This window comes from Vibrio sp. MMG023 (genome assembly GCF_021654215.1).
Classification (GTDB): domain Bacteria; phylum Pseudomonadota; class Gammaproteobacteria; order Enterobacterales; family Vibrionaceae; genus Vibrio; species Vibrio jasicida.
The window spans coordinates 370,049-388,950 of record NZ_JAKFZP010000006.1 but is presented as its reverse complement, the minus strand read 5'-3'; the positions used below and the strand labels follow the sequence as shown (position 1 = coordinate 388,950).

Here is an 18,902-nt window from a genome sequence, read left to right as displayed (position 1 = left end):
GGATTGAGTGAATGCCGAAAGAGTATCGACCTTGTGTCATGCTAATAACGCTTATTGGCGAAATTGGTATAACGATAGCACTGACGTTGATGATTTTCTCACCAAACCGCTTGAGATTGGTGATAAACCCGCCAGAAAAATGGAGGCGAAGAGTATCATGATCTCTTTGCGGTGGCTAGCCGATCTTTTGGATCTTTGAGGCTCAGTATAAATTCATATCTTTGTATACAGAAACGAAAAAAGGGGAAGCTTTCACTTCCCCAGGCGTGCGACTGACTCACACTTAATTTTCGGAGCAACCATAACCACTTTGGTTACTACTTTACAGGTGTTGGTGGCCTGTTAGCCTTGAGACTCTAAGAAGTTGATCCAAGGGCTAGCGACAGGCTTCATATCAGGCGATTGCGCTGCACTCTTCATTGCTTTTAATGCATTGCTTGGCTGATTTAATTCGAAGTACGCCATACCTCGAATGTAGTTCAGCTCACCTTTATCATCACGTTTGGCGTCTGGTGCGGCATTCTTAGCAAACTTAGTTGCTGCTGAGTACTGCTTGTCGAGAATCATCAAACGAGCAATCTTGATCTGCGTTTTTGCTTTTGGCGCTAACTTGTAGGCCGCTACATAAGTCTCAATCGACTTATCTAGTTCCTGTGCTTGTTGCCAGAAAGAAGCCAACTTCTCCAAGTTTTTAGCATCACGTGTGACCTTGCCTTCATCCATCGATGTTTGCATTGTCTTAGCTGCACGGAAAGGAACACCTTGATAAGCTTGGAAGTTCACTAAGCGTAGATACTCTTTCTCTTCTTCTAATAGGCCTAACTTATGGGCCATTTCCAAAGTCGAAAGGGCGTTACGTTCTTGGTTCAACTCCATATAAATACCAGACAATTGAGTCCAGTAGCGCTTATTTTGTGGGTACTTGGTGGTTAAAATTTTCAGTACACCAGCAACACTTTTGAATTGTTTCAATTCATAGTGTGCAGACATCAACAATTGATACCAAGACTCACTAGGGTTCTTACTCATTGCGATGGCTTTTTTGGTCGGCGGAATCGCATTCTTGTAATCAGATAGCTGAATGTAGGCACTTGCTAATGTGATGTAAGCGTGTGCTTGTGGCTTTTCTTCCGTTGTTTCAGCAATCTTGAACCACTCCTTCATCGTCACGACAGACTTTTTAAATTGGCCTTCCGCTAGATAAAGCTGAGCTAAGCTGTAACGCACTTGTTGCGCCACGGGTACCGGTAGAGCATCTAAACTCAAAGCTTGAGCAAAGTATTTCGCTGCCTTTGGGTAGTCATCTTTTAATGAATAGAGGAATCCCATTTGTTGTAGCAAAACAGCTTTGTCATATTGCTTCTTGCCAGAGCTTTCCAGCGCTGAATTAATCTTTGATATCGCTTTGGAATAATTTTCTTCAGCGATAAGTTCTTGAACTTTATTGACCGTTCGAAACGTTCTGTCAGACAACTCTGGTGTTTTTGCTAGGGCAGGTGCGCTGTACGCACCTGCAATAACCAATAGAGAAGCTAACAATTTTGTATATGTTTTCATGTTGCGACTCCTTAGTTAGTAGAGAACTCGATTTCTTGCGATAAGCGCGAAGTTACCGGCTTTCCATCAACCATTTTTGGTTTAAAGGTCCACTTTGATACGGTTTTTCTTGCTGCTTTACCCAAGCCTAACTTACGTGGTGTTTCTTTTAAGACTTTGACATCTTGAACACTGCCACGCTCGTTAACAGTAAACTCTACTAAAACGATACCTTTCTCAATCCCAGCTCGTGCCGCTTTACGTGGCATTTGAGGTTGGAATGTTGCAAGAGGAACTGGGCCTCCGCTTCCAGCCAGTTGAGCGCCACCACCTTGCGAGTAGTGACCGAGTACTGAACCACCTGTAACGTTCACTGGTAGGTCGAGTTTCGGCATATCCATTGGGATTTGATCCATCACCGGTTTGACCGTTGCTGTTACCTTCATTTCAGGTGGCGGCGGCGGGCGCTTCGGTGGTGGTGGTTTCGGGAGTTCGCGCTTTTTCTCCTGTATTTTTTCGTCCGGTTTAATGCGAATGAATTCCACCATACGGAGATCATCATTCGACACTAGCTCGTGGCGCTCTTTGTTTACTAGCTTGTCCATCCCCCAGAACAATCCAAGGGAGACAATGAGCGCCAGTGCAATTGAGGCCAGATACCGCATAGGCTTAATCCTTATTGGTTGCGGCAATGGAGATGCTTTCAACACCTGCCATCTTAATCTGGTCCATCACCTTCACGACTACGCCAGCATTTGCTTCTGTATCCGCTTGGATTACAACCGCACCGTCTGGGCTTTCAGCACGTAGACGCTCGATGTTGGCACGAACCGCATCGACTTCAATACGACGCTTATCTACCCACACATCGCCTGCTGCACCGATAGCAACCATGATGTTACCTTTCTTCACGGTTTGCGCTGAACTTGCCGTAGGACGATTTACTTCTAGACCTGCTTCCTTAACAAACGATGTTGTTACGATAAAGAAGATCAACATGATGAATACGATGTCTAGCATCGGAGTCATATCGATAGCAGCCTCGTCGCTGCTGTCATTGCTATAGCGTCTCTTCATGACCTATACCTCTAATTCCGTTTACTCAGGCAATGTGCTTCAGCTTGTCTTCAAGCTTCTGCGTGGTGACTTTGGCTAAATGATCAAGACGAGTACTAAAGAAAAGTCCTGATAGAGAAGCCACCATTCCCGCTAATGTTGGGATTGTTGCCTTTGAGATCCCCGAGGCCATTGCTCGGGGGCTTCCTGTTCCTGTTACCGCTAAGATGTCGAATACTTGAATCATACCGACAACAGTGCCGAGCAGACCAAGTAGGGGACAAAGTGCAATCAGTACTTTAACGATTGGCAGTCCCTTTCTATTCTCAATATCCTGACGAGAAACCATTTCTTGTCGGATCATCTTTGCGTTCCAGCTTTTATGTTCTGAACGCTCTTCCCAAAAGCTCACCGCTTTTTTCATTGCTTTGGGAGCGACAGCAGCGAAGTAAAACCAACGTTCTAACAAGACTGCCCATAACATAAAGCTGAGGATAAAGATGGCGACAAGTACATCGCCACCCATTCCCAAGAAGCGCCTAATTGATTCAAGTTCTCCAACTAACCACCACATAATGCCTCCTTAGCTTTCGGCTTTATGCAGTTTTTCCTGATAGCGAGCGATGAAGCCTGCACTCTGTTCTTCAAGAGTTTGAACCAAACGGCGACCTTTACTGTGTACGATGGTGTACAGGAACAGTAGAGGAATTGCGACAACTAGACCAAGCATCGTAGTAACAAGTGCTTCTGAGATACCGCCAGCCATTAGCTTCGGATCACCTGTACCAAATAGTGTGATTGCTTGGAATGTACCGATCATACCCATAACGGTACCTAGTAGACCCAGAAGAGGAGCTACCGAAGCAAACAGCTTGATTGAACTGATAAAGCGTTCAATGCTCGGTGCGTTGCGTAGGATGATTTCATCCAGCTTCGCTTCAAGATCCTCAAGGTTGTCACCTTTGTGATCTTGGTAAGCTTGGATTACTTCACCCAGAGGGTTACCTGGAATAACAGTGTCTGATTTCGCTTGCTTACGCATTTTGCCGCCGATAACCAATAGGCGTAGGTAACAGATAAGCGCGATAAGTGCACCGATAGCACCCATGCCTAGGATGACGTAACCAACGATACCACCTTGATCAATACGCTCCTGAACAGTAGGGCTTTGTACGAGTAGAGACAGAATCACACCACGAGATGGGTCGATAAACAAAGGTTCGTATGTGCCTTCTGCTGCTTCAAAACCACCAACTAGGCCAGTAATGTTTTTGCGTGGTTGGCGTGATAGTTCTTCAAACTTAGCGGTTTGAGGTACGTAAGTAACGTACTTACCATCTGCGATTGCGTTAAACTCACCGACAAGAGTGACGTCACGTACCGCTTCTTTACCTTCACCGTATACAACCGTTGCTTGTGCTGTTGTTGTCTCGCCTGATGCCACTACCTGTTGTAGGATCGTGTGCCAAAATGCTTCAAGTTCTTGCGTTGATGGAAGTTCCTTACTTTCTGCTAGTTTCGTAAGAAGCGCGTCACGCTCTGGGAAAAGAACAGCATTTTGTGAAGCGGCAAATAGGCCTTTAAATTCACCTGCATACTGACGAACCACACCAAACATTTCACCTAACGTACCTGAACGAACACGCAGTGTTTCTGTTAGGTCAGTTAGCTGTTTGTCGTTTTCATCAAATGTTGCTTTTAATTCGTCACCAAGAGCTTGCTGTGCTGCAAGTTCTGCACGTGCTTTTTCAAGAAGTGCAGCTTGTTGGTCACGGTTGTTTTTGAACTCAGCTTCACGAGCCTTGTTCTCTTTTGATTCAACGATACTTTCTGATTTTACGTTTTTCAGTAGCTCAGATAAGTTCTTAGGTGCTTCAGCTTGCGCACCGGAAATCATGAATAAGCTCGCTAGCAAACCAGCGGCTAGAGTTTTGAATCCTTTCATTTCTTATTCCTCCCCAGCAAATACAGGCAGTTTGATCAGCGCTGGTGGCGCTTGTTTCTTAGCGATACGAAGGCCTTGCTGTACAGCGATACGGTAGTTTTCTGGTAGTGATTCCCATTGACGGGTTTGTTGATTCCACATACCTGTTTCACCGCCATCCGGAGATTGGAATAGAAGCGCAGTACGACCAATACGTAGGAAGTCGTAAGTCACGGTCTCACCGTTACGCTCTAGGCTAGCTTTGTAAGATTCGATTGAGCGAGAGAAGCCTTCTTCAATTTGGTACGCTTCCATCACTTTACGGAATTTCTCAGAAGTTGTTACGTCTGCACGATCCATCAGGTCACGCAATTCGTTAACGCGCTTAGCGCGTTCTTCTTTTTGGAAAGGGAGATCAAGCACAACGAACTCATCAAGAGCGTCGATCATTTTTAATGTAAGAGGTACAACCTCAGTCGCGGTTTGATCGATTTGAGCAATCTGGCTGTTTAATGAATCCAATTCGCCTTGCTGCGATTGAACCATACGATTGATTTGCTCGTTGTAGATTTTCATGCTGTCGATTTGACGCAGTAGGCCTTTGTATTCAGCCAGCATGCTTTCAGCGCTTTCAGCATAGTTATCAATTTTTTGTTGTGAAGCCTGAGAAGACTTCGTTGTCTTTGCTTGGTTAGCGACAACGGTACCGGAGTCCGCAGCTACTGCTGCTCCACTTACCGTTAAAATCGCGGCAGTAACTGCACTTACGCCAAATTCCTTTAACGTCATAGTTGCATCCTTGTCAGTGTGTAAAAAGTCAGTCGAATAGGGCGCAGGAAAAGTTCCTGCGCCAAAGTTTTTAATTAAAAGTTTTGAGAGTAGTTAACGAAGAATACACGGCCTTGAATGCTGTACAGTTCATCGTTGTATGTAACTCCATCTGCTTCAAATGCTGGATCTTCGTCAGTTAGGTTACGTACACCTGCTGTTAGTTTTGCATCCCAAGGTGCCATGTAGTTGTAGGCTACGTTGAACGTTGTGTAGCTTGGGATCTTGCCGGTCTTGTTGTAGTTCTTATCTACGTCTTGTGCTTGAGAGGCAATGTGATCAGCCGATAGGTAAATATCGTGGTCACTCAAGACATTGAAGCCAACACCCGTTTGGAAACGGTACTCAGGAAGACCGTTGCGGCCTACTTTGTTGTTTGTTGGACCATCTACGTACTCAGGGCTGCTGTAATCTAGTACGTAAGTACCACCAAAGTCGTAACGTACAGTCGCTACATCGAAGTCATACAAGTAGTTCACTTTTAAGTCGATGCCTGATGTTTCAAGGTCGCCGATGTTTGATAGTGGAACCGTTGCGTGTGTGATGCTGCCTGCTGAATCACGAGTGATGTTTGAGTTTGGTTGACCGCTGCTACGCTCTTGGTCAATCATACTCTGTAGTGTGTTCATCACGATCGTATCTTCAATACGGATGTTGTAGTAATCCGCAGTTAACGCTAGATCTTCGATTGGCGAGTAGCTTACGCCGAAGTTAAATGACGTTGATGTCTCAGCATCTAGATCTTCATTTGATGTACGCGTTGTTGTGTACTGTTTCTCAGGACAATCTGCGTCAGAGATGCCTTGGTCTTCACAGTAAACATAGTCTTTTGCGAAATCATTTGATTCGCTATCCGCACCGTAAAGGTTGCTTAAAGAAGGAGCGCGGAAGCCCATACCTGCACCAGCTCGGAACATTAAGTTATCAAGTGGTTGGTAACGGAATGATGCTTTTGGTGAAACGGCACTACCAAAATCGCTGTAGTGGTCGTAGCGTAACGCTACGTTCATCTCTAGCTCATCAGTGAAAGCGATCAAGGATTCTGCAAAGAGAGCGTATGTTTGGCGATCACCAGCCGCTGAGTTACCAGCGCTACCAATGATATTACCTGCTTCACTTTGTGAATCGTATTGGTCAAAGTAGTCATACGTTGTTGCTTCAGCACCAATGTATAGTGGAATGGTTACATCACCGATATCTGCTAGGTCGAACTGTAAACCACCATTGATCTGGTGCATTTCCATTTGCGATTCACGTGCAGTTGTCGCGGCCAAATCTTTAGTCGCATCAGCACTAAATTCGCCATCTACGAATTCACCAGAGTTAGCAAGTGCTTCTGCAGGTGAACGTAGAACATAACCAGTACCGCGCTCGTTACTGTTTGAGTAGTTTAGGTGGTAGCCAGTTTCCCAAATTACCTCACCGAACCCGTCAGTATAGAAAGAGCCGTCTAGGCCTGCTTTCATATCCGCTTGGAAATCCGTAACGTTTGTGTCACGCGTACCTACGTTCGTGAAACGGTAGTAAACACTTGCCGGGCCCTTAGATGGGTCTAAGCCGTTTTCTGTAAAGAAATCAGCGCCGCCTGACGTTGATGGATCAACTTCAAAGTAACCTGCCGCTGGGGCAAAACGACCGAAACTTTCGTTACGGCTTAAAAGCATTTGTGCGTTAAAGGTCGTTGTATCTGATAGGAAAATATTACCATTTACAAAAACTGTATTTCGTTCAAGAGAAGCGGTTTGAGCTGCCTCTGAGGTGTAGTCGTAACCACACATAGGGCCAAGACCAGGGTATTCAGTAACACCCACGAAGCCTTTAGATGAGTCACACTTCGCATCAGTGTCATAACCGTTCAGAGGCTTTAGTTTGCCATCATGATATACGTTACGGCCGTAAATACTTACGCCAGACATATCAAAGTAGTTATCTGAACCAGTATTCTTTGAGCTCAAGTAATCACGGTCTCTTTGGTAAATCTCACCTTTCGAATCATGTTCAAACGAAAAGTAAATATTACCTTTTTCACCAGAAGTACCCGTTACGATAGAGAAGTTCTGTTCATCACCGCCTTCTTGCGAAGGAATGCCGCCACCAACGGTTACGTTAATGCCGTCGAACTCATCTTTTAGAATTACGTTTACAACACCTGCAACAGCATCTGAACCGTACACGGCAGAACCGCCGTCGGCCATAACTTCTACACGCTCAACGATAGCTGCAGGAATCACGTTTAAGTTTGCTGCGCCGCCACCCATGGTTGCAGAACCAGGTAGACGCTTACCGTTAATAAGAACAAGTGTTCGTGAAGCACCTAGGCCACGTAGCGACATTGTTGCTTGGCTCTGCCACGAGCTACCTGAACTTTCACTGTATGAACCGAAAGAGTTGAATGAAGATTTACGTAGTACATCAGCGATGGAGATATCACCGGCACGTTCAATTTCTGCACGGCCGATTACTGCTACTGGAGTGCTTCCTTCCATAGACGCACGTGTTAAACGTGAACCAGTAACTTTCATCTTTTGAAGTTTTTCAACTTGCTGCTCTTCTGCCTGTGCTGCTAGTGGGGCCACTGCCGCCGCCGTTCCCAGTGCAAGGCTGATCGCAACAGATAAAGCGGTTGTGTTTTTATACATCCTTGTTGCTCCGATTATTATTATTTCCTATGTATGGTCACTTAAAGACCAATTGTGACGTTAAGATTTCGTTAACGCTTGCCACATGTATACCTGAGGTGAAAAAAGGAAGTCAAACCAGTGGTAAACAGAGATAAGGAAATGTAAAAAAGATGTAAAATTCCAAAAGTGATGTAAATCACAGAATAAATGGCTGTGTTAGGAAGGGTGGGCGAGATCAAATATTAATAAAACACCGTATTTTGTGTTTCTTGTAAAGACTAATGACTTATGTGGCCTTTGGTTTTTAACTAGGCGATTGGTACTGAAAATGGGTGCTTATCTAGAGAATTATTCTGATTTGGTTTTTTTATGGAATGGTCTCTATGTTAACTCGATCGCAAGGGGTGGTATCAGAATATGATACCCACCATTATAAAAGGGCTCACTCGTATTTCAGGGTCAAATAGTAATGGGCGTTTTCGTCTAATTATTCTCTATATATGCATGTTTATATAGGGTTTTGGCTCTAAAGTGCCCAGATTGATATTCTGTATGAATTGGTTTTGTGGTTTTTTATAATTTTTTACAAAAACATTTCTATTTTTCGACCTCGAGGGAAGTTTGTCATGTTTTGGGTTCAAACACTTGAAGCTTCAGTGGATTCAAGATAAATATGACGCTGAAATTATTGCAGTAGTGGAAAAAACTGGCTTTTGAAATTCAGGGAGTGTGTTTCAACAGCTTTAGTTACTACGGGATAGAGATGCACCATTTTGGGCCGGATTCCTCCTCTCCAATTCCGCCTAATAATGGACAGTAGACAAGGAGCAAGTTGTATATGCTGTCGTACTTTTTACGCCGTTTGGCGTTGGTTATCCCAACGTTTCTCGGGATTACCATTCTTATCTTTGCTATCACGCGATTCGTACCTGGTGGTCCGGTTGAGCGCATGCTTTCTCAAATGCAAGCGCAAGGTGATGGCGCCGCGTCAATGACATCTGCTGGCGGTAATACCGCTCTCTCCGATGATCAAATCGCTGAGCTGAATGCGTTTTATGGCTTAGATAAACCAGTGATGGAAGCCTATGTTGAGTGGTTGAGTCGCTTGGTGACGCTTGATTTAGGTGAATCTACTCGTTATTACGAACCTGTGTCTGACATGATTGCAGAGCGCTTACCTGTTTCTTTGTTTTATGGCGGAATGACCTTTTTTATCAGTTATTTTATTTCGATTCCGCTCGGCTATTATAAAGCGCTTAAACACGGCTCCGTATTTGATTCCGCTTCTTCTATTCTCATCTTTGTCGGGTACGCACTACCCGGATACGTGGTTGGTGTCCTACTTATCACCTTGTTCAGTTATCACCTAGAGTGGTTCCCGATGGGAGGCTTTGTCGGAGACGACTTTGATGACTATGAAACCTTCTTTGAGCGCGCAAAAGACATCATGTGGCATGCGGTACTGCCTCTAATCTGTTACCTGATTGGTGACTTCGCAACGCTAACGATGACAATGAAAAATAACCTGATGGAAAACTTGTCATCCGATTACATTCGTACTGCGATTGCAAAAGGTTTGCCATTTAAGAAAGCAGTACGCAAGCACGCGCTGCGCAATAGTTTGATTCCAATCGCCTCTCACTTTGGTAATTCATTGTTGTTCTTTATGACAGGTGCATTCCTTATTGAAGTAATTTTCAACATTGATGGCATTGGCCTGCTTGGTTATGAGTCCATCATGGAGCGCGATTATCCTGTAGTTATGGGCATCGTAGCTATCAACGCGGTATTGCTACTGATCGGTAATATCATTTCGGATATCTGTGTTGCTTTAGTCGACCCACGTGTGAAGTTTGGAGCGTAATATGATTAAAGTTAGCCCATTAACTCAAAAGAAGTTCCGTCACTTTAAAGAAATCAAACGCGGTTATTGGTCATTTTTGATCTTATCAACCATGCTGATCCTTTCATTGTTTTCGGAGCTGTTGATCAATAGTAAGGCTCTGGTCGTTAAGTACGATGGTAGTTTTTACTTTCCTGTCGTCAGTGATGTCCGCTTGGGTTCTGAGTTTGGCCAAGCTTCTTCTAGTGAAGCAGACTACCGAGAGCTACAAAAGGTATTCGAATTAGAAGGTGGCGATAACTTCGTTGTATTACCTATTGTACCTTGGAACCCATACGAGCAAGACTTTAGTGGTGATTTCCCACCGACAGCGCCAAGCGCGGAAGATAAGCACTACCTAGGCACTGATGTGATTGGCCGAGACATTTTAGCTCGATTGGTTTATGGCTTTCGAACGGCAATGGGCTTTGCGTTGCTAACCATGGCCATCTCGTATGCGATTGGTACTGCCGTGGGTTGTGCGATGGGCTTCTGGGGCGGAAAATTTGACTTATTTGTTCAGCGTTTGATCGAGGTCTGGTCAATGGTTCCGTTTTTGTACGTCATCATGATCCTCGTCTCGATAGTGCAACCAACCTTTACTCTGTTCGTCGGTATTAACGTACTCTTTGGGTGGATGGGGATGACTTGGTACATGCGTACCATGACCTATAAAGAGTCGGCTCGTGAATACGTAATGGCAGCACGTGCATTAGGTGCGTCAACCGGCCGTATCCTGTTCAACCACATCCTGCCAAATACCATGGTAATGATTGTGACGCTGGCACCATTTACTATCGCAGCGAACATCACTGCACTGACAGCACTAGATTACCTAGGCCTTGGCCTGATGCCTCCGACACCAAGTTGGGGTGAGTTATTGCAACAAGGTAAGTCGAACCTAGACTCGCCATGGATCGTTGCTTCTGTTGTTAGCTCTATCGTACTGGTGCTAGTGATGGTGACCTTTATTGGTGAAGCTATCCGAGCTGCATTCGACCCGAAAAAATTCACGCGCTACGTTTAAGTAAGCATTGTGAGCAAAACATAAAAAGGGAAGTTTTATGAAAAAATTATTATTAGCGTCAACGCTGAGCGCCCTGAGTTTTGGTGCGATGTCAGCAACGCTTCCGACTGACTTAAACTGGCAAACAAACTGGGATGAGCCTCAATATGGCTCTCCTGAAGCAAAACGTGGTGGTACCTTCCGAGCGTATATGTCGAGCTTTCCTCAGACTTTGCGTAGTGTTGGCCCCGATGCCAACTCAGGTTTGCGTTCTTATATCCTGGATGAAACACCGGGATTGGTTGTACGTCACCCTGATACTCTCGAATTTATTCCGGAGTTAGCTAATGAGTGGGCGTTAGCGGGTGATAACAAAACCGTTTATTTTAAACTGAACCCAGAAGCAAAATGGTCAGATGGTAAACCTGTCACTGCCGACGATTTTGTATTTATGCTGAAGTTCTATCGCTCGAAAGACATTCTTGAGCCATGGTATAACGATTACTATAACAAGACTGTCGAAGATGTGATTAAGTTCGATGATTTAACGTTCGCGGTTAAAGCCGCGAAAGAACTCAATCCTGAAGAGTTGTTGTTGAGAATGGGCGCACTGCGTCCTCGTCCTGCTCATTTCTATGCGAATCCAAAGAAAGATGAGAATGGTGATGGTATTCACGACAACTTTGTTCGCTATTACAACTTTAAGAGTGAACCAACTACGAGTGCTTACTACCTAGCGGATATCAAAAAAGGTAAAAGCGTTACCTTTAAACACGTAGGCGAAGACTGGTGGGGTTACTCGAACAAGTACTACCAAAACCGTTATAACGTCGACAAGATTCGCATCACCGTCATCCGTGATAACGATATTGCCAAGAAGCACTTTGAGAAAGGCAGTTTAGATGCATTTGGTCTGGTTCTACCAAGCTTATGGCATGACAAATCCAATACCGCACCTTACCAAAAAGGCTACATTCAGAAGTTCTGGGGTTACAACCAATACCCTGTAGGGGCTGGCGGTGTTTGGATGAATACTGCAATGCCATTATTGGATGATTTAAACATCCGCAAAGGCATTACTCACGCGATCGACTTTGATGGCATGATCGAAAACATCATGCGTGGTGACTACAGTCGTAAACCAAACCCAACAGGTTACGGCCACGGCAAATACACGTTGCCAGATGCTAAAGCTCCGAAATTTGACCCAGAAAAAGCGGCACAAGCGTTTGCTGCAGCGGGTTTTGATAAGATTGGTTCGGACGGTATCCGTATCAATGACAAAGGCCAACGTTTGAGCTTCGAATTGACGTACGCGACACCAGTACACACGCCTCGTATCGCCTTTGTGCGTGAACAGGCTAAATTGGCTGGTTTAGACATTGAGCTTAAGCTGATCGATGGCTCGTCGATGTTCAAATATGTGCGTGAAAAGAAACATGATTTAGCGTTCCTTGATATGGGCACTTCTGAGATACCAACCTATTGGGAATACTTCCACTCAGTGAACGCGAATAAGCCTCAAACCAACTCGTTCACAAACTACAGCACGCCTGAACTTGATGCGAAGATCATCGATTATCGCTTCAATATGGACATGGACAAAAAGATCCAACTTGGTCATGAAATCCAGCGTGACATTATTGATGCGCACGTGATTGTTCCTGGTTATATGGTGCCTTACGTTCGTTATGGCCACTGGCGTTGGTTAAAGCTGCCAGAGAAGCCAATGAACCGCATGACGGAAGCACTGTTTAGCGGTGGCATCATTGGTGATGGCACTTACTGGATTGATACTGATGTGAAGAAAGAAACCCAGAAGGCGATGAAATCGGGTAAAACTTTTGAACCGGTTGTTGTCGTTGATGACACTTATAAGCTGTAAGGATGTGTTATGGAAAACGATGTAATCCTAAGTGTTAAAGATCTTGAGGTTGAATTCATTACGGATGATGGACCTGTCAAAGTACTGCATGGCGTGAACTTTGATGTTCGTGCTGGGCGTACCCTTGGTCTAGTTGGTGAGTCGGGCAGTGGTAAGAGTGTCACGTCGATGTCGATAATGGGTCTGTTGCCAAAACCATACGGTAATATCGTCAATGGTGAGGTCAATTACCGCGGTACAGACCTTGCCACATTACCAGCAGAAGAAATGTACGCCATGCGCGGTGACCGCATTTCTATTATTTTCCAAGACCCGATGACGGCTTTGAATCCCGTACATAGTATCGGGCGCCAACTGTGCGAAGTCTTGGAGTTGCACCGTCCTGAATTGGATAAGAGGCAAAGAGAGTCTTACGCGCTAGAAATGCTGGCCAAAGTAAAAATCCCAATGCCAGAAAAGCGTCTGAATGAATACCCACATAACCTATCGGGTGGCATGCGTCAGCGTGTGATGATCGCGATGGCATTAGCGTGTAAACCAGACATTCTTATCTGTGATGAACCAACCACAGCACTGGATGTAACCGTGCAGGCGTCTATTCTTGAACTAATGAATGAGCTTCAAGAAGAAACGGGCATGGCGATGATTTTTATCACTCATGATCTTGGTGTGGTTGCGGAAGTGTGTGATGACGTAGCCGTGATGTACGGTGGTCGTATTGTGGAAAAAGCCGAGATTTTCGAGCTGTTTGATAACCCACAGCACCCTTATACAGAACGTTTAATGGGTTTGATGCCGAGTTTAGATAACGAACCTAAACAGATGATCGATATTAAACCGATTGATGCCAGTATGTTTGCTAGCTAACTGGTGCAAAGTGAACAAGTCATAAAAGAGGATGTTATGGCAAAAGAAGTATTAAGAATTGAAGATCTTAAGCAGCACTTTGTATCAGGTAAAGGACTGTTTAAGAAAGGCTACACCATTAAAGCCGTTGATGGCGTGTCGTTATCAGTAGGTGAGGGGGAAACTCTAGGCCTAGTAGGTGAATCTGGCTGTGGTAAAAGTACCCTAGGTCGTACTATTTTGAAATTGTACGAGCCAACAGAAGGTAAGATTTTCTTTGAAGGCAAAGACATCACCAAATTGTCTGTGAAACAAATGCGCTCATTGCGTAAAGACATGCAAATTGTCTTTCAAGACCCGATGGAATCGCTTAACCAACGTCATACGATTGGAATGATTCTCGAAGAGCCGTACGTGATTCACAACATTGGTACGTCCTCAGAGCGTAAGCAGTGGGTGAAAGAGCTGTTGGTCAAAGTCGGTTTGCCAGAAACCGCGGTAAACCGCTATCCGCATGAGTTCTCCGGTGGTCAGCGCCAACGTATTGGTATTGCTCGTGCGATTGCCCTTAAGCCTAAATTGCTGATTTGTGATGAGTCGGTATCCGCGTTGGACGTATCGGTTCAGGCTCAGATCTTGAATTTGTTACTGCAACTTCAGCAAGAGATGAATCTGGCCATCATCTTCATCTCACATGATTTGTCTGTAGTGAAACATGTGTCCGATAAAGTGGCGGTGATGTACTTTGGCAAAGTGGTGGAAGCGGGTAACGCGAAAGAAATTTATGCGAACCCTAAAAACGACTACACCAAAAAACTCCTATCCGCGATTCCTATCACGCACCCTAAATACCGCAAGAAAAAGCGCGTGGCAGAAAAAAAGCAGCAAGTGGCGTAAAGTCACCTTCTAGGTAAAATGAAACGCTCCTATTAATTGGAGCGTTTTTTCTTTTTGCCGGTGAGGTTTGTCAGTTCAGCTTATTCAACTCTGCGTGCTACACTGCAAACTTACTCCTTTGATTTGTTTGGATAGTTGGCCATGCCGTCGCATTTACCTAAATCATTCAGTCGTCCTTTTCTGAAAATCTTTCATCTGCTTGAAGCTGTGCTTTTGGTTGCCATTACTCTGGCGACTGTTTGGGCTATGGTCGAAGAGTTTGTCCATATTTACGTGCAAAAGCGTGTTGCACTCGATGATATCTTATTGATGTTCATCTATCTGGAAGTGCTTGCTATGGTTGGGCAGTTTGTGATGAACGGTAAGATACCAGTTCGTTACCCAATTTATATTGCCATGATGGCCATTGCTCGCTACATCACGCTTGGTATGAAAGAGCTCGATTCCGTTATGATAGTATGGCTCTCTTTAGCTGCGTTTATTCTGGCTGCGGCAACCTTGGTTATTCGAGTCGGTCATCATTATTGGCCGTATATTGATAATCAAACCGCCGAAAAAGATGAATAATGTTAAGCCTCGCCAAGTGCGAGGCTTTGCTTTTGTGTGAAGGGGAATCACATCTACACGTCTTTGGGGTAAAAAAGTGTAAAGTCATCTCAAGCACTATTGTTTCTTGTCTGTTTGACAGTTATCTTCACGCTATCCCGTATTCTCCTTTTTATGAGACATTGTGATGCTGATGAAAAGCACATCCACAATTTGCTTCCTGCTCTCTGCTTTGATGGCTTTTATGCTGTCGAGTGGCGTAGCTCGTGCAGAGGTCTCACCCGGTTACTCAGATAACACTCCCAATGCAGAAGTGATGCACTTTAGCTATTGTGATATCGAGTTTAATACCGTCAACAAGGAAGAACCGGGTTGTTGTGAACCGGGCGGAACATGCTTCGAAAAACAATGTTGTTCCCATGGTCATGCTTCAGGCACGGCAGTTGTCGAAACCCAGCAACGTTCATATGAGGCACCATATCGTCATGAGCTTGCGACTAGCCAAACTTCTATCTATACCAGTGCAGATATGCACTCTCACTATCGTCCTCCGATAGCTTAATTCCTATCTCGCAGCATATCGCTGCCAACAATGTCACTGCACGCATTACCGTGCGAATTTGTTACGCGTGTAAATAGCTTTTTTATTTACACCGCCCTGTGATGGGAACTAAAAAATGAAAACCACTTTAATTGCTCGTAACGAGCTCCTTGCTGCGTATCTGCCAAACCTTGTTAATGCTCAACAAGCGGGAGGTCGTCATGACGTATAAGCATCTACCAATTATCTTGTTCGTGTCTGTGTGTTTGATTTGGGGCACCACGTGGTTTGCGATGGAAGTAGCGGTGCAAACTATTCCACCTATCTTTGCTACTGGACTGCGTTTTCTGATTGCCGCACCGCTATTAATCATGTTGGCGAAACACCTCAAACAACCTCTGTTCTTCCCTAAAGGTAAAGTGTTCTGGATGTTCGTCGTTGCGATTTTCTATTTCGCGATTCCGTTTACCTTGATGATTTTTGGGGAACAATACATTTCATCGGGCCTTGCTTCGATCATCTTCGCCAATATGCCGATAGCGGTGATGGTGACATCGAGTCTGTTTCTTGGGCTTAGGTTACGTAAATCCCAGATTGCCGGCCTTTTGGTCGCGGTTCTGAGCTTAATTCTGATTCTGGCGAAAGAAATGAGTCTAGGTGGGGAGGATTACCTGCTGGGCTTTCTCGCTCTAGGTGGAGCGGTCGCGATTCATGCAGTGATGTATGTGTTTGTTGAAAAGTTCTGTAAAGGCATTCCAGTACTGACTTACAACGCCTTTCCAAGCTTTGTTGCCTCAGCGTTGCTCTTTATCACCTCATTGCTCGTCGAGCGACCAGATATTTCTCAGTTCTCGGTGGACTCGATTAGCGCTGTGATTTATCTCGGTATGTTTGCTAGCGTAGGTGGCATTGTGGCGTACTTTAAGCTTGGACAAGTGTCGACGCCGTTTACTGCCTCGATCTGTTTTCTGTTTTTCCCGTTGATTGCGCTGAGTCTTTCTACATGGATTGCGGGTAACAGTTTGTCGTTGGTTTCTGTCGCTCTGCTGCTGCCATTATTGGGCGGTATTTTTGTCACTAAAGCTGAACCTACTTTCTGGCAGCGTTTTCGCCTCAAGTCTGCAGAGCAAAAGCCTGTGCTATGTGAGCATTGTATGAAGAACATCAATGCCTAAAACAGACTAAACGTCATGAAGAAGCCCCATTGGATTGGGGCTTTTGATGTGACTTTATTTACCTTGTTCGTTACGCAGATACATGATGGCAACCATGCTAAAGCCAATAAATTGCCATAGATATTGTCCATCACTTGCACCTGTAATGGTTTGGGTGAAAGCCATACAACCCGTTACGAACAGAGATGCAAAAGCCGCATAGAGTAGCCATGGACGCTCTTTTCCAGCCATAAACTCACCTGCCAGCACCGAGCGAATCACCAATAAAAACGGTAAGCACTGCAAAGCAATGAGGATCGGGAACATAAAGTCAAACGTTGGACTTAGCAGTGCATGACCGACTTGGCTCTTATCCCAAGTTCCAACGATATAACCTTTCCAGCCAGCCCAAGTATCGCCTGCATAGGCGGTGTCAGGCGTGATGAAGCCAAGTAGCACTCCCATCACTTTATCGATAAAGCCATTTTTGAACCAAAAGACGAACAGAAAGATCTGGATTGGAATGATCTGAAAAGCAAACTTCTTCAACATGTGTGTATCCCAAGAAATGAATGATTTGGTTTACAAGTATGTGGAAGGCGCGTTTTTTACGCTTGATGCAAGGCAAGCGAGTTGAACTCCAAACAAAAATCAAACATCCAGAATACCCATCAACGTTGGAGATGCCGACTTAACAATCGGTGAGAGCAGAGGTTTTCCGTTTCGGCTTATTTGAGGCTATTTGGCTGTTTGGAATAGGTTTGCTTTTTGTGAAGATTCAATAAGATCAAACAGTTGCCCGTTATGTTCTTTTTTCATCTCAGTATAGCGTTGGTAATTGTACTGCGAGCCTTTTGGGTTATCTGCGAGTTTGTCAGCCACACTGAGTAAGTAAAAACTGATCGGACTTGGCGTGCTTTCTGCTGCGTAAAACAAGTATGGGAAGGCTTGATTAGGGTGCTGGTTGATAAGCAAAGCAAGCCCCAAAGTGAGGTTGGCAATATCACAACGTGGGTTCAGTTCGAACGCTTGCTTGGCTGAGTGAAGCGCTTGCTCTCGGTCTTCTTCTTTGTGCTCGCGTAAGTAAGCTAAAGATTCAGAGTAAGACAACAAAGCGCTGACCAAATAGCTGTCTCGCCCTTGCTGTTGAATCGTATTTAGCTGCTGAGCAATATTCGAAAAAGCGGGACCACCTTTACCTTGATAGAAAAGAGAAATCCCTTCAGAGATCACTTTCCAATCGTCATAGTTACTGATGGACGTCACGCGATGGCTCGCCACTTCGTAATCGGAACTCATTGGGGCAATGATGGCTTTGATTTCTAAAATCACATCGCCAATAGCATCGAAGAAGTTATCTTGGTTAAATGTCTTCTCTACCTTTTGGCTCTGGTTGGGTTGATGGTTGTTTTGCACCAAGACGCTAAGCACATAATTGCCTTCTACTTTCTTAATCCAACTTTTGAGCTCAACACCGTGGTTGGCAAGAGACTGCTTACTTTGTTGGGATAACTGAGAATAGTGATAACCGGATAGGTTTTTGGCTGAATTTAGACCATAGAAGAGATAGTTATATACGCTTTCTGCCATTTCAAAGTTACTGCTGGAATCGAGCGTAATATCATGAATATAAACGGGCACTACGTCACTTTGTTGTGCTGTTATCACCGTTGTTTCATCTGTGGTGTCACCATTTTTTACTACCCAAGCCATAATAAGCCCAACCGTCAGGATTGCCGCTACAGCTAAAACCATACGTTTGTTTTTAGGCTTTGCGGTACGAGTAAGAGGAACCGCTTCTTCAGTGATAGGAGGGCGCGTTATGCTTGGCTCAGTCACTTCGATATCAAATAAGTAACCTTGCTTAGGAATAGTCTGAATGATGCGATACGGACGCGTTTTGTCCTGAAGCTGACTGCGCAGTAGACTAATGACTTGTCTCACCAAGTTGTCGGAAACTTGCGTCCTTTGCCAGACATCATCGGCGATTTGCTGGGTACTCAGTACGTTCCCACGGTTCTCGATAAAGCAGCTGAGCAATCTTGCTTGCAATGGCTCTAAATGAATCTCCTCACCATCAATCATCAACTGATTTTTATCAGGATAGAAAGAAATAGGGGAGTCATGTTGCAGGACGAAGCAATGCGGACGAGTCATGGCGATTCAATGGTTTAGAAGTA

17 protein-coding genes are annotated in these 18,902 nt (G+C 44.7%); 8 read left to right on the top strand and 9 right to left on the bottom strand.

The window, feature by feature from the left end:
• Nucleotides 1-342: 342 nt before the first annotated feature.
• From L1076_RS20480 to L1076_RS20450, 7 genes are all read right to left on the bottom strand, one after another.
• The gene (locus L1076_RS20480; RefSeq protein ID WP_045409296.1) at nt 343-1,557 is read right to left on the bottom strand and encodes a hypothetical protein; all 1,215 of its coding nucleotides are present in this window, start codon (nt 1,555-1,557) and stop codon (nt 343-345) included.
• 11 nt (nt 1,558-1,568) lie between these two features.
• Nucleotides 1,569-2,201, bottom strand: coding sequence for an energy transducer TonB (locus L1076_RS20475; protein WP_005529132.1), 633 nt, complete (start codon nt 2,199-2,201; stop codon nt 1,569-1,571).
• A 4-nt stretch (nt 2,202-2,205) separates the two neighbouring features.
• Nucleotides 2,206-2,613, bottom strand: coding sequence for a biopolymer transporter ExbD (locus L1076_RS20470; RefSeq protein ID WP_005430119.1), 408 nt, complete (start codon nt 2,611-2,613; stop codon nt 2,206-2,208).
• A 25-nt stretch (nt 2,614-2,638) separates the two neighbouring features.
• On the bottom strand, nt 2,639-3,166 hold the full coding sequence (locus L1076_RS20465) for a MotA/TolQ/ExbB proton channel family protein (protein ID WP_038870102.1): 528 nt from the start codon (nt 3,164-3,166) through the stop codon (nt 2,639-2,641).
• Between the two features lie 9 nt (nt 3,167-3,175).
• Nucleotides 3,176-4,537 carry a MotA/TolQ/ExbB proton channel family protein gene (locus L1076_RS20460; protein ID WP_038870104.1) on the bottom strand — a complete coding sequence of 454 codons (1,362 nt, stop codon included), beginning with the start codon at nt 4,535-4,537 and terminating at the stop codon, nt 3,176-3,178.
• A 3-nt stretch (nt 4,538-4,540) separates the two neighbouring features.
• Nucleotides 4,541-5,305 (bottom strand): DUF3450 domain-containing protein, encoded by a 765-nt coding sequence (locus L1076_RS20455; RefSeq protein WP_045399416.1) that lies wholly within the window; start codon nt 5,303-5,305, stop codon nt 4,541-4,543.
• A 74-nt stretch (nt 5,306-5,379) separates the two neighbouring features.
• Complete coding sequence (locus L1076_RS20450) at nt 5,380-7,983, bottom strand: TonB-dependent receptor (RefSeq protein WP_045399414.1); 2,604 nt, start codon at nt 7,981-7,983, stop codon at nt 5,380-5,382.
• Between the two features lie 820 nt (nt 7,984-8,803).
• Between L1076_RS20450 and L1076_RS20445 the strand changes: the two genes are divergently transcribed.
• The 8 genes from L1076_RS20445 to L1076_RS20410 all read left to right on the top strand — a co-directional run bounded on the left by L1076_RS20445 (nt 8,804) and on the right by L1076_RS20410 (nt 16,743).
• Nucleotides 8,804-9,829: an ABC transporter permease subunit gene (locus tag L1076_RS20445; protein ID WP_005434432.1), complete on the top strand. Its 1,026-nt coding sequence runs from the start codon at nt 8,804-8,806 to the stop codon at nt 9,827-9,829.
• A 1-nt stretch (nt 9,830) separates the two neighbouring features.
• Entirely contained in the window at nt 9,831-10,874 is a 1,044-nt protein-coding gene (locus L1076_RS20440) for an ABC transporter permease subunit (RefSeq protein ID WP_038870110.1), read from the top strand.
• Nucleotides 10,875-10,911: 37 nt separating this feature from the next.
• On the top strand, nt 10,912-12,738 hold the full coding sequence (locus L1076_RS20435; protein ID WP_038870112.1) for an extracellular solute-binding protein: 1,827 nt from the start codon (nt 10,912-10,914) through the stop codon (nt 12,736-12,738).
• A gap of 9 nt (nt 12,739-12,747) precedes the next feature.
• Nucleotides 12,748-13,605: an ABC transporter ATP-binding protein gene (locus tag L1076_RS20430; protein WP_050568419.1), complete on the top strand. Its 858-nt coding sequence runs from the start codon at nt 12,748-12,750 to the stop codon at nt 13,603-13,605.
• Nucleotides 13,606-13,641: 36 nt separating this feature from the next.
• Nucleotides 13,642-14,481 carry an ATP-binding cassette domain-containing protein gene (locus tag L1076_RS20425; protein WP_237304375.1) on the top strand — a complete coding sequence of 280 codons (840 nt, stop codon included), beginning with the start codon at nt 13,642-13,644 and terminating at the stop codon, nt 14,479-14,481.
• A 141-nt stretch (nt 14,482-14,622) separates the two neighbouring features.
• Entirely contained in the window at nt 14,623-15,048 is a 426-nt protein-coding gene (locus L1076_RS20420) for a phosphate-starvation-inducible PsiE family protein (RefSeq protein WP_038870113.1), read from the top strand.
• A 166-nt stretch (nt 15,049-15,214) separates the two neighbouring features.
• Nucleotides 15,215-15,589, top strand: a complete 375-nt coding sequence (locus L1076_RS20415) for a hypothetical protein (protein ID WP_038870114.1) — start codon at nt 15,215-15,217, stop codon at nt 15,587-15,589.
• A 200-nt stretch (nt 15,590-15,789) separates the two neighbouring features.
• Nucleotides 15,790-16,743, top strand: a complete 954-nt coding sequence (locus tag L1076_RS20410; protein WP_045409298.1) for a DMT family transporter — start codon at nt 15,790-15,792, stop codon at nt 16,741-16,743.
• Nucleotides 16,744-16,797: 54 nt separating this feature from the next.
• On the opposite strand, the gene L1076_RS20405 is transcribed toward L1076_RS20410, so the two are convergent.
• Both L1076_RS20405 and L1076_RS20400 read right to left on the bottom strand, forming a co-directional pair.
• The gene (locus L1076_RS20405; RefSeq protein WP_045409300.1) at nt 16,798-17,274 is read right to left on the bottom strand and encodes a hypothetical protein; all 477 of its coding nucleotides are present in this window, start codon (nt 17,272-17,274) and stop codon (nt 16,798-16,800) included.
• 186 nt (nt 17,275-17,460) lie between these two features.
• Complete coding sequence (locus L1076_RS20400) at nt 17,461-18,879, bottom strand: winged helix-turn-helix domain-containing protein (RefSeq protein WP_237304374.1); 1,419 nt, start codon at nt 18,877-18,879, stop codon at nt 17,461-17,463.
• Nucleotides 18,880-18,902: the final 23 nt, after the last annotated feature.

Coding starts and splice junctions, on each gene's coding strand:
- L1076_RS20480 (WP_045409296.1), bottom strand. CDS start 1,557: ATGAAAACATATACAAAATTGTTAGCTTCTCTATTGGTTATTGCAGGT.
- L1076_RS20400 (WP_237304374.1), bottom strand. CDS start 18,879: ATGACTCGTCCGCATTGCTTCGTCCTGCAACATGACTCCCCTATTTCT.
- L1076_RS20465 (WP_038870102.1), bottom strand. CDS start 3,166: ATGTGGTGGTTAGTTGGAGAACTTGAATCAATTAGGCGCTTCTTGGGA.
- L1076_RS20450 (WP_045399414.1), bottom strand. CDS start 7,983: ATGTATAAAAACACAACCGCTTTATCTGTTGCGATCAGCCTTGCACTG.
- L1076_RS20425 (WP_237304375.1), top strand. CDS start 13,642: ATGGCAAAAGAAGTATTAAGAATTGAAGATCTTAAGCAGCACTTTGTA.
- L1076_RS20440 (WP_038870110.1), top strand. CDS start 9,831: ATGATTAAAGTTAGCCCATTAACTCAAAAGAAGTTCCGTCACTTTAAA.
- L1076_RS20435 (WP_038870112.1), top strand. CDS start 10,912: ATGAAAAAATTATTATTAGCGTCAACGCTGAGCGCCCTGAGTTTTGGT.
- L1076_RS20475 (WP_005529132.1), bottom strand. CDS start 2,201: ATGCGGTATCTGGCCTCAATTGCACTGGCGCTCATTGTCTCCCTTGGA.
- L1076_RS20405 (WP_045409300.1), bottom strand. CDS start 17,274: ATGTTGAAGAAGTTTGCTTTTCAGATCATTCCAATCCAGATCTTTCTG.
- L1076_RS20470 (WP_005430119.1), bottom strand. CDS start 2,613: ATGAAGAGACGCTATAGCAATGACAGCAGCGACGAGGCTGCTATCGAT.
- L1076_RS20460 (WP_038870104.1), bottom strand. CDS start 4,537: ATGAAAGGATTCAAAACTCTAGCCGCTGGTTTGCTAGCGAGCTTATTC.
- L1076_RS20410 (WP_045409298.1), top strand. CDS start 15,790: ATGACGTATAAGCATCTACCAATTATCTTGTTCGTGTCTGTGTGTTTG.
- L1076_RS20430 (WP_050568419.1), top strand. CDS start 12,748: ATGGAAAACGATGTAATCCTAAGTGTTAAAGATCTTGAGGTTGAATTC.
- L1076_RS20420 (WP_038870113.1), top strand. CDS start 14,623: ATGCCGTCGCATTTACCTAAATCATTCAGTCGTCCTTTTCTGAAAATC.
- L1076_RS20455 (WP_045399416.1), bottom strand. CDS start 5,305: ATGACGTTAAAGGAATTTGGCGTAAGTGCAGTTACTGCCGCGATTTTA.
- L1076_RS20415 (WP_038870114.1), top strand. CDS start 15,215: ATGCTGATGAAAAGCACATCCACAATTTGCTTCCTGCTCTCTGCTTTG.
- L1076_RS20445 (WP_005434432.1), top strand. CDS start 8,804: ATGCTGTCGTACTTTTTACGCCGTTTGGCGTTGGTTATCCCAACGTTT.